Origin of the sequence: Streptomyces sp. NPDC088785, assembly GCF_044750685.1 — a bacterium.
GTDB lineage: Bacteria > Actinomycetota > Actinomycetes > Streptomycetales > Streptomycetaceae > Streptomyces.
This window is the reverse complement of record NZ_JBIVKH010000005.1, coordinates 351,099-363,520: the sequence shown is the minus strand read 5'-3', so window position 1 is coordinate 363,520 and position 12,422 is coordinate 351,099. Positions and strand designations below refer to the sequence as shown.

Annotated in this window: 2 protein-coding genes and 1 pseudogene; all 3 read left to right on the top strand. The window is 64.4% G+C overall.

The features are described 5' to 3' along the window. Positions 1-193 precede the first annotated feature (193 nt). A pseudogene (locus ACIP5K_RS18635) lies at positions 194-903 on the top strand (IS5 family transposase). A 282-nt stretch (positions 904-1,185) separates the two neighbouring features. Continuing rightward, entirely contained in the window at positions 1,186-5,403 is a 4,218-nt protein-coding gene (locus ACIP5K_RS18630) for a LamG domain-containing protein (RefSeq protein ID WP_401410841.1), read from the top strand. A 194-nt stretch (positions 5,404-5,597) separates the two neighbouring features. Beyond that, positions 5,598-12,413 carry a polymorphic toxin-type HINT domain-containing protein gene (locus ACIP5K_RS18625; RefSeq protein WP_401410748.1) on the top strand — a complete coding sequence of 2,272 codons (6,816 nt, stop codon included), beginning with the start codon at positions 5,598-5,600 and terminating at the stop codon, positions 12,411-12,413. The last annotated feature ends 9 nt before the right edge of the window (positions 12,414-12,422 follow it).

Here is a 12,422-nt window from a genome sequence, read left to right as displayed (position 1 = left end):
GTGGACGGCCGCGGGTGTCCGGCTCAGCACGGTGCGCGCGGTCGGCCCGGCGGCGCAGCATGTTCGCGAGGTCGGCGAACGGTAATGAACCTGCTCTCCCGTTTCCTCGCGAAGAGCGCCGTCCTGGCGAGTAATAGCAACGGACGCCCTAGAGGCCGTTTCAGTTGGTGCGACCTTGCGCCAGTCTGGGGTGATGGCTGCTGCGCTTGTCGAGCGGATGGCGCCGGAAGACCTGTGGGAGTTGTTCCAGCGGGTGGCGCCGCCGGCGCCGGTGCGCCCGCAGGGTGGAGGCTATCGTCGACGAGGTGACCGCGAGGTACTGGCAGCGATCATCTTCGCGGCCACCTCGGGCTGCATCCTGGTCGTGGACGAACTCGGCGCCCAAGGCGGGCTGGACCGGACGCGGTGTGCGATCGACTCCGTCAGCATCCGAGCCCTCAAAGGGGCCCCTGACAGGACCGAATCCGACCGACCGCGGCAAAAAGGAATCGAAAATCCACCTCATCGTCGACCAGCAGGGCCTGCCCCTGTCGATCGGCACCTCCGCCGCCAACCTCACGACAGCCAGGCCCTCATCCCACTGGTCCGTGACATCCCGCCCATTCGCTCCCCCGCCGCGGACCGCGACGCCGAAGGCCCGGGAAACTGCACGGCGACAAGGGCTACGACTATCGCCATCTGCGGCGATGGCTGGCTTCCCGTGATATCCGGCACCGCCTCGCGCGCAGGAGCGTCGAGTCGTCCCAGAACCTGGGACGACATCGCTGAGTCGTGGAACGGACCATGTCCTGACTGTCCGGCTGTCGCCGCCTACACCGCTGCCATGAGCGCAAGCCAGAACTATTCCTGACCTTCACTGCCATCGCCGCAACCCTCATATGTCACCGCAGACTGGCTAAGTGAACGGATGCCTTGGGAGCTGCCCGGCGTGGATTCTGTGGCATATGCCACAGAATCCGGGTACAACCCTTCGCGATTGAGACGTGCGTCACGGACCGTTCGTCCCGTGTGTCTCGTTCGGCGCAGTATCTACGCCTGGTGAACATCTGTAACCCTCAGTTAAGTTCAGGCTGATAATGATGAGAACTTAGTGAGAAAAGCGTGAGGTAAATGCGGAGACAGGGGTGGGGACGTCCAAGGTGCCGTCGCTGGGGGGTGATCGTCAGCGCCACGCTCGGTATTGGGATGCTCCCGGCGGTCTCCGCCATCGGTGATGCGCCTGCAGCGGCGGCGAGTTCGGCCGAGACCGGCGGGCCGAAGGCGCAAGCGTCCGAGGATGAGGCTTTCGCGCAAGCCAAGAAGTCGGGAGAACCCGTTGAGGTCCTCTCGCAGCGGGGGGAGTCGCGGGAGGTCTACGCGACTCCCCAGGGCGACCTGGAGGCTCGCGAGTACCTCCGTCCGGTGTGGACGCGGGGCGATGGCGAGTGGAAGCGCGTCGACACCAGCCTGGAAGCGACGTCGCGGGGGACAGTAGCTCCGAAGGCTGCCACTGTGGACCTGCAGTTCTCCGACGGTGGCGATAAGGTACCGCTCGTCCAACTAGCGCGGGCCGGGCGCACGTTGTCGCTTAGATGGCCGCGATCGCTGCCGGTGCCCGAAGTGAGCGGTGACACCGCCACCTACCGCGAAGTGCTCCCCGGCGTGGACTTGCGGATGGGAGCGCAAGAGGACGGCTTCACCCAGCTCCTTGTGGTCAAGTCCGCCGAGGCGGCGGCCAATGCGGACCTGGCCGAGCTGCGCCTGCAGCTGGCTGCGGAAGGCATGGACGTCAACGAGACACCGGACGGAGGCCTCAAGGCGATAGACCCCGGCGCCAAGGGCACCGTGTTCGAGGCACCCAAGCCGATGATGTGGGACTCCAGCTCCGGCGTCGCGGACGCCGAAGCTCCGGCTGACACCAAGACGGCCCGCTCGGCAGCAACTCCCGACGAAGAAGAGCCGGGAGCCGGCGAGTCGGGCAAGCTCGCACCTGTGGAGGTGAGCGTACCCAGCGGTCAGGACGAGCTTGTCCTGACCCCGGACGTGGACGTGCTCAAGGGCAAGGACACCACCTACCCGGTGTTCATCGACCCGCAGTTTTCCGCGCCACGCGCAACAGCGTGGACGATGGCCTCTAAGTACTGGGCCTCGGAACCGCAGTGGAAGTTCAACGGCGACCACGACTCCGGCCTGGGCTACTGCAACTGGAGCTACTGCAAGCCGAACGACACCAAGCGGCTCTTCTATCGCATCGCAGTCTCCAAGTTTGCCGGAAAGTCGATCCTGAAGGCCGAGTTCGTGGTCCACAACACGTGGTCCGCCTCCTGCGGAAAACGCGAGGTCGAGCTCTGGCAGACCAAGGACATCTCCGATAAGACCACGTGGAACTCGCAAAATGCGTCCGGATTCTGGACCAAGAAGCTTGCATCGGATTCGTTCGCCTACGGCTACACCGGCTGTAGCGCCAAGGACGCCGAGTTCAGTGTGAAGTCCGCCGTGCAGTCAGCGGCGAACAGCCATGACTCAACCATGACGTTCGGCCTGCGGGCCGGTGATGAGGGGGACGGGTACGGCTGGAAGCGGTTCTCCGACAAGGCATCCCTGCGCGTCACCTACAACCGCCCTCCGCCGCAGCTGAAGTCTTCGCAGCTGATCATGGAATACGGCGGTACCTGCAAGCCAGCGTCCAATCCCGCCCGCGTCCGTACCCTCGGCAAGATCAATGTGAACAACGTGACGGACCCGGACGGCGACCCCGTGGCCCTGGAGGTCCAGGCCGCCTGGGACGGTAAGGTGCAGTGGAAACCGGCCAGGACCACGGCAACCAGATCAGGCTACAGCTTCAACCTGTCACTGCCGTCATCGATCCCGCCCGGCAAGACCGTCAACTGGTACGCACGCGTCTGGGACGGCAGTACCTACTCACCCTGGTCCTACGCCGGTGATCCACAAGCCTGTTACTTCGTCTACGACACCAAGGTGCCCAAAGCCCCCTCGGTCACCTCCGGTGAGTACCCCGCCTCGGACTCGGCCGACCCCAACGATCCCTGGTACGACGGGGTGGGCCACTACGGCACCTTCGAGATGAAGGGCGCCGACAACGACGTGACGAAGTACTACTACGGGATCAACGGTGATCCGTCCCCGAAGAACGAAATTGCTACAACAGGCGGCGCCGCAAAGCAAGTCAAGGTACTGCCCGCCAAGCCGGGCATCAACTTCTTCACTGCACAGGCCTTCGACTCCGCGGGCAACGCCAGCAGCGAGATCCGCACCTACCAGTACCGTGTGAAGGCAGGCCAGCCCGAACGGGCGACCTGGCAGATGGACGAGGGCTCGGACGCGAGCCAGGCCGGCGGCTCAACCCCAGCACGCACCCTGGCTTTGCACGGTGGTGCCACGCCGGGCGAGGCGGGTGTCGAAAAAACGGCGGTGCACTTCAACGGCGCCGACGGCTACGCCTCTACCGACCTGTCCCCGGTGAACACCACGGGTGGGTTTGCCGTCTCGACATGGGTGAAGCTGGACAAGATTCCTGACGCCACCGCGGACATCGCTCTCATGCCGGGCAACAGCGCCCCCGGGCTCGAGCTGTACTACTCGACCTCGTACGGCTGGGCGTTCAACCAGTACAAGTCCGACGACGCAGCCGGAGGGCTGGTGCGCGCGGATCAAGGCGATCCCGGCAAGGTCAAGGCCGGAGTCTGGACGCATTTGGTGGGTTCTTATTCCTCGACCAGTGATCAGCTCCAGCTGTTCGTGGACGGCCAAATGGTTGAGTCTGTGACCCACAGTACGCCGTGGGAGGCCCGGCGCGGCCTGCAGATCGGCGGCAAGCTACTCACCGGGACCACTCCAATCTCCCTGTTCCCGGGCACTATCGACGAATTGCAGATGTTCGACAAGCCTCTGACGCAGAACGAAGTCGACGCGCTGAAGGCCCACAACACCATCGGTGATCCGGGCCGTCCCGCCGTCGCCGTGTTCAATCTGGACGAGCCGGCTGACGCGACCGAGATCTCCGGCCACGGCGGGGTCCTTCCGGCTATGTACAGCGGCAAGGTGACTCCCGGCGTCGAAGGCATCGCCGGCAACGCTGCACGCTTCGACGGCGCCACCGGGTACGCAAAGATCGGACAGACCAGCGGCCCGCACGTCAACACCGAGCGCAGCTTCACCGTCTCGGCCTGGGCCAAGCTCGACAAGAAGCCGACCACCGCTGCTGTGATCACAGCCCAAGCAGGCAAGGACAAACCCGGCTTCGAGCTGTACTACTCCTCGGCCTATGACCGATGGGCGTTCAACCAGTACTCCAAGGACGCACCGGACGCCACCCCCATCCGCGCAATGCAGCCGGACGGAACCACTGCCAACGTTGGCAGCTGGGCGCACCTGGTGGGCGTGCACGACACCGTAGCCAACACGCTCACCCTCTACGTCAACGGCGTAAAGGCCGGCTCCACACCGCTGACCGACGCGTTCTACGCGGACCAGTCGATGTACATGGGCGCCAGCAACTACAGCGGCGCCATGGCCGCCTACTTCCCCGGAATCGTCGACGACGTACGGCTCTTCGACCGGCCCGCCTCCGCAGAGGAGGTTCAGCAGATGTACCTGCAGCGCCCGTCGGTCAGGTCGCGGTGGATGTTCGACAAGACCAGTGGAACCAACCCGGTCACCACGCCGAACGAAGTGACCGGTGCACCCGTACTCACGCTGAATGGCGGCGCCAAGCGGGCGGACGGAATCGGCACCATCGAGACGGCGGGCGTCATGGGTGGCCTCCAGCTCGACGGAACTCACAGCTACGCATCCAGCAGCAGTGTTCCGGTCGATACCTCCGGGAGTTTCACTCTGTCCGCTTGGGCGCAAGCATCCGCGCTGCCTGACGGGGATGTTGCAGTAGTCAGTGCCGAGGGAACCAAGCAGTCGGCGTTCACGGTGCGCTTCGTGCCCGATGCGACAGACCCGGAGAACAACTCCGGGCGCTGGCAACTGAGCGTGGCTGACAAAAACGGGCCCGCTGACGACAAGGACGTGGTCACCGTGGCCACGGTCGACAACAGCAACTTCTACGACGTACGCGAGTGGAACCTGCTGACTGTGGTCTACGACGGGTTCGCCAAGCAGGCACGTCTGTATGTCGACGGCAGCCTGGAGGAAGCCGCCTGCGTGGACGCCGACGGCAGCGGCAGCGCGGACAGTCCAACCTGCCAGGACGCGATCCCGTGGGCTGAGAACGCCCTCGCCTTCAAGGCCACGTCTCTGCAGATAGGCCGTGAAGGCGCCGGGAGCGCCGTGCAGAACTACTTCCCGGGCGTCATCGATGACGTGTGGCTGTTCCAGAGCGCGCTGAGTGACGACCAGGTCAATCGTATGTGGACCAACACCTTCGACATTCCCACTTCGGTGCCGGGCAGCTGACCGGCCCTCTCGTGTCGGGGCGTCAGGCCATGACCTGACGCCCCGGCATCGTCCGATTCATCACGTGTGCTGCAACGCTGCGGCTCCGCACACCTTTTCCTCAGGGGATTCATCCAAAAATGTCCTCCACAAGACGGCCGCTTCCTGTCGCGGGAAGGATCCGGCGCAGGATCGCGCTGGGCGCTTCCACGGTCATGGTGGCCACCCTCGTCCAGGCAGTCGCGTTCGCGCCGACCGCCGACGCATCCGGCACGGGACGGCCCGGGACCACCGATCCGGACAAGCCGGTTGCGGTCCACAAGGCAACGAACCTTGAGTCACGCAAGCTGCAAAAGGGCCCGCGCACTCCCCACAAGACGCCGGAAGCAACCTGGTCCGCCGCCGGCGATGCAGTCGTCGCGCTCAATGACGCGGGCTCGAAGACGGGCAGGGCCGTCCGGGCCAAGAACCTGCCGCTACAGCTGAACAAGCCATCCACGAAGCAGGCCAAGAATCCCCTCGGCGGCAACGTCACCACCCGGATCCTGTCGCACAAGGCGGCCCAGAAGGCCGGTGTCACCGGACTGCTGTTCACCTTGCAGCCCCAGACAGCGAAAGACAGCGGCAGCGTCGGCGCGAGCCTCGACTACGGCACCTTCGCCCAGGCGTACGGCGGCAACTTCGGCTCCCGCCTCACCCTGGTCGAACTGCCCGCCTGCGCGCTGACCACCCCCGCCAAGGCCAAATGCCGTACCACCAAGCCCGTCGCCACCACCAACGACACCGAGCAGCAGACGCTCACCGCCGAGTCCGTAGCGCTGACGTCCGGCACCGCGACGGTACTTGCCGCGGTCGCAGGCGATACTGCCAAGACCGGCAGCTACCAGGCCAGCCCGTTGTCACCGTCCGCGTCCTGGAGCACCAGCCTCAACACCGGTGACTTCAACTGGTCCTACAACTTCGGAATCCCGTCGGTGCCGGGCGGTCTGGCCCCAAGCGTCGGCCTGTCGTACTCCTCGGGCACAATCGACGGCCGCACCGGCAACACCAACAACCAGTCGTCCTGGATCGGCGACGGATTCGACCTCTCACCCGGATTCATCGAGCGCCGCTACAAGCCGTGCGCCGACGACGGGCAGAAGGCCGACGACGGCGTCAGCCGGCCCGGCGATCTGTGCTGGGGCTACGACAACGCCTACCTCACCTTCAACGGCAAAGGCGGCGAACTCGTCCCGACCGGCAAGGCCGACGAGCTCAAGCTGAAGAACGACGACGGCACCCGCGTCGCCCGCCTGAAGTCCACCGACCGGGCCAACGGCGATACGGACGGTGAGTATTGGCGCCTCACCCTGGCGAACGGGACGCGGTACTACTTCGGCTACAACAGGCTTCCTGGTTGGGCCGACGGCAAGGAAACCACCGACTCGGCCTGGACCGTGCCCGTCTTCGGTGATGACGCGGACGAACCCTGCCACAAAGACACCTTCGCCGCCTCCTACTGCCAGCAGGCATGGCGGTGGAACCTCGACTACGCCGTCGACCCCCACGGCAACGCGATCGCCTACTACTACACCAAGGAGGACAACTCCTACGGCCGTAACCTCACCGCTGCAGATGACAGCCGCTACACCCGCGGCGGCTACCTGGACCGCATTGAGTACGGCCTGAAATCCTCCTCCATCTACGGCACCAAGGCGCTGGCCAAAGTCGACTTCAGCAGCTCAGAGCGGTGCCTTCCCGACACGCACACGGACTGCTCCTCGATCTCCAAGGACTCCGCCTACTGGTACGACACCCCGTGGGACATGAACTGTGAGGCGGACGCCGACTGCGACAAGGGCCGGTTCTCGCCCACGTTCTTCACCCGCAAGCGGCTGACCGGCATCACCACGCAGGTCCTCAACGGCGCCGGGTACAGCGACATCGACTCCTGGAAGCTGACGCACCGATGGGGCCAGGCTGACGTCGACTACCAGCTCCTGCTCGACTCCATCCAGCACACTGGCCACACCGGCCCCACAGCAGCACCCGAGATCACAGAGCAGAAAACCACCTTCTCCTACACCCAGCTCGCCAACCGCCTCGACAAGACCGGCGACGGCTACGCCCCGTACATCAAGGCCCGCCTGTCGACCATCGACGACGAGACCAGCGGCCAGCTCAACGTCAACTACTCCTCCCCGGCCTGCACTTTCGCCACAACTCCCACGCCGGCGACCAACACCACCCGCTGCTTCCCCCAGATGCTCGGCGGATCCATCGATGAGAAACCGACGACGAACTGGTTCAACAAGTACGTCACCACCTCGATAACGCAAAAAGACCGCACCGGTGGCTCCCCTGACGCGGTGACCGCGTACGAGTACCTGGACGATGCGGCCTGGCACTACGACGACGATGACGGCCTGACCCTGGAGAAGAACAAAACCTGGTCCGACTGGCGCGGCTACGGCCACGTCCGCGTCAAAACCGGCGGACAGGGTGGCGGCACGGCCCTGAAGTCGCAGGCCGACTCCTACTACCTGCGCGGTATGGACGGCGACCGCCAAAACGAGGACGGCAGCAAAACCAAGTCGGTCACCGTCAGCCTCGGCACCGGCGAAGGCACTGCGATCACTGATGATCCGTCCGGAACCGGATTCACCTACAAAACCGAGACCTACTCCGGCCCAGACGGCAAGGTTCTGGCCAAGACGGTGAACCAGCCCTGGCACCACGAGACCGCAAAGAAGGTCCGTGACTGGGGCACGATCACCGCCAACCAGACCGGCACCCTCAACACTTATAACTGGACCTCCCTCGACAACGGCGCAGGCGCCAACTGGCGCAAGACGTACGCCTCCTACAGCCACGACGGGACCGGCCGCGTCGTCATGCAGCACGACGCGGGCGACACGTCCACCGCCACCGACAACCGGTGCAGCCGCACCACCTACGCGACCAACACAGGCGACAACATCCTCGACAGGATCGCCCGCGTCGAAACAGTCGCCGCCGCCTGCACGGACACCCCGGACCGCAGCAAGGCCGTCATCGCCGACGTCCGCACCGCCTACGACGGCGGCGCCTACGGCGCCGCACCCACCAAGGGCGACGCCACTGCGACAGCCGTACTCACCAAGCACGACGGCACCACCGCCACCTACCTGGAAACAGGCACGACCTACGACTCCTACGGCCGCGCCCTGAAGACCACCGACACCAGCGCCGACGTCACCGCCAAGGGAGACAGCACCCCCGTACGCACCGCGCGCTTGGACGGACGCGCCACCACAACCGCCTACACCCCGACAACGGGCTTCCCGACCTCAACCACCACCACCACACCGCCGGCCGAAGCCGGCGACAACACCACGGCGCAGACCACAACCATCACGTGGGACCCCCTGCGGGGTCAGCCTCTGACCTCGACGGACACCAACAACAAGGTCACCGCGTTCACGTATGACGCGCTGGGACGCAGCGACAAGGTGTGGCTCGCCGACCGCAAGACCGGCCAGACACCGTCCTACGACTATGACTACTTCATCGAGGACGGCAAACCTGCAACCATCCGCACCCTGACCCTCAACAACGAGGGCGGGCAGATCGCCTCCTACACCCTGTACGACGGACAGCTCCGTCCGCGCCAGACCCAGGACGTGGGACCGGACGGTGGGCGCCTGCTCACCGACACCTTCTACGACGAACGCGGCCTGACGGCAAAGACCTTCGCCCCCTACTACGCCGAAGGCGCCCCCTTCCAGGAAAAGGACCTGGTCAAGCCCGACGACGCACTCAAGGTCGAAACTCAGACCCGCACCACCTACGACGGGCTCGGCCGGGCGATCGAGAGCAAGCAGATCGCCGGGAATGGCGACGGCGGCGCCGTACTGGGTACCACCACAACCATCTACGGCGGCGACCGCACGACAGTCATCCCGCCCGTAGGAGCAACCGCCACCACGACCCTGACCGATGCCCGCGGCAAGATCACCGATCTGCGCCAACTCCACAGCCGCAACGCGAACGCCGCCTACGACACCACCCACTACACGTACACCCTCGCCAACCAGCTGGACACGGTCACCGATCCGGCCGGAAACACCTGGAAGTACGGCTACGACCAGCGCGGCAACCAGACGCTCGCGGTCGACCCCGACACGGGAGAGACCAAGAGCACCTACGACGACCGCAATCAGCTCGTCACCACCACGGACGCCCGCGGCACCGTCCTCTACCACGCCTACGACGAGCTCGGCCGACCGACCGAGACCCGCGAGAAGGACGTGAACGGTCCGCTGCGCGCGTCGTGGGCCTACGACACGATCGCCGGAGCCAAGGGCCAGCCAGCCTCCTCCACCCGCTACGTCGGCAAGGACGAATACACGAGCAAGGTCACTCAGTACGACCAGCTCTACCGGCCCACTCGCACCTCAGTCGTCATCCCCGAGGCGGAAAAGGCCCTAGCCGGGACCTACTCCACCAGCACCAGCTACAAGACCTCCGGCCTTGTCGCGGGCGTCTCCTACTCCGCGGCTGGCTCCCTGCCGGGCGGCGGCTACTCCTACACCTACGACGACACCCTGCGCCCGATCTCGATCCTCGGCGACGGAATCAAGGCCGACATCAGCAAATATTCGCTGACCGGCAAGCCACTGCAGTACACCTATGGCTCCACTGCCGCCGGAGCGAAGAAGGCCTGGGCGACCAACACCTACGAGTTGGGCACCCAGCGCCTGGCCACCTCCCGCGTCGACCGCCAGGACGTCGCCGGAGTCGACCGCCTCAACACCTACAAGTACGACGAGTCAGGCAACGTCCTGGCGATTTCCGACGTCTCCCGGGCCGGCACCGACAATCAGTGCTTCACCTACGACTACCTGCGGCGCATGAACGAGTCCTGGGCCGAAGGCGACGCAACCTGCACCGGCACGCCCTCAGCCAGTGCGACAGGCGGTGTCGCACCGTACTGGACGTCGTACACCTACGACGCCGTCGGCAACCGCAAGACAGAGATCCAGCATGACCTCACCGGCAACACGGCCAAGGACACCACAAAGGACTACAAGTACCCGACCCCTGGGACCGCCCAGCCCCACACCCTCACCGACGTCACCGAGACTGGTCCGTCCGGCACGAAGAAGAGCAGCTACACCTACAACGACACCGGCGACACCAAAACCCGCGTCATCAACGGCGACACACAAACCCTGGAATGGGATGCCGAAGGGCATCTCGCAAAGGTCACCCAGCCCGTCGAGGGCAAGGCTGACGCCGTCACCGAATACATCTACGACACTGCGGGCAACCGCCTGATCTCCCGCGGCCCAGACGCCACCACTCTCTACCTCGGCCAAGGCGAACTCGTCCTACCCAAGGGAGCAACGAAACCGAAGGCCACCCGATACATCCCCCTCGCAGGCAGCCAAGCCGTCCAGGCCGATGACGGCAGCGTTTCCATCACCATCGCCGACCACCTCGGCACCGGCCAACTCGCCATCAAGGCATCCGATCTGAGCCTGTCGCAACGACGCACCACACCCTTCGGAAACTCCCGCGGCACCAGCACGGGAACATGGCCCGGCACCAAGGGCTTCGTCGGCGGAACGACCGATACCGACACCGGACTCACCCACCTCGGCGCCCGCGAATACGACCCTGCCACCGGCAGGTTCATCTCCGCGGACCCCGTGATGGACCTCACCGACCCCCAGCAGATCAACGGATACGCATACAGTAATAACAACCCCACCACTTTCTCTGACCCCAGCGGCCTATACACCGACGACGGCACTGGACACAGCGAACAGCACCCCAAAGCGACCGGCCCCAAACCCAAGAACCAAGGCATCCCAGCCGGCGGAACAGGGCCAGGCAACTGCTACTACACCTGCGGTGACCGCGATCCCGACCCCACCAAGGTCGGCTACATCGCAACAAACCGCAACGAAGTGCGCGATTCACAGAAGCAGATCTACGCGGCAGTGGCTGAAATAGCCACACCAAAGCAGAACGAGGCATGGCTCGACGCCTATCGCCAAGACATGCAAAAGTGGTACGGCAAATACGGAGCGGAAGGTGTAACCGCAGACAATGCAATAGGAGTCGCTACAAACGTCTGCTGGGTCCATAAGGACATCGGCTGCTCACAAGAGCTGCGTGACTATTTCGAAGATGTCGAGCTCGCCCGCATGGTCGCCCACGGAATGTACGAGGACGATGCAGGTCCTCCCGTTGGAAAACTGGCGGCAAAGGGCTCCGACCTGAAGCGCGCTCTCGGTCGCGGCTGTAACTGCTTCCTCGCCGACACCGAAGTCCTCATGGCGAACGGCAGCACGAAGAAGATTCAGGACATCAAACTCGGCGATAAAGTTCTCGCAACAGATCCCAGGACGGGAAAGACAGCCGAGAGTGAAGTCACTGCAACAATCACCACAGAAAATGACAAGCACTTCGCCGAACTGACCCTCTCAGCGGCCGACGGGGAAGAGCGTCTTGTCGCAACCAGCGAACACCCCTTCTGGTCCGTAACAGAGAAGAGGTGGGTCGAAGCTGGCAAGCTCAAGCCCGGCACGAGACTGCGGACCAGTTCCGGCCACACCCTCGAGGTCACCAAGGTCCGCCGCTACGAGGACGCGGCACGTACCTACAATCTGACCGTCAAGGACCAGCACACGTACTATGTGCTGGCGGGCGGGACTCCGGTCCTCGTTCACAACAGCAACTGCGGCAATCGCCCGCATGACAAAGCCCGTGGCGCTGCCGGTGTCGATGAAATGACGGAGACGTTTGAGAAGTTCTACAACAAGTCTGATATCTACAGCGAGAGCTACGGGAATGGACTTGATTTGTGGACTCCTTACGGCAGGCGTCAAGTGGATATTGCGGTCCGGAATTCAGATGGAAACCTCCACCTTTACGAGGTGAAGGTGAATAAATCGAATTACACCAAGGGGCAGCGTAGGAAGGACGAGTGGCTAGCGAAGACGTACGGCTTTAAAACATCGGTCGTCCGGCGCGGTACAGCATGTCCAATCTGCAACCCCTAACCTGAGAGG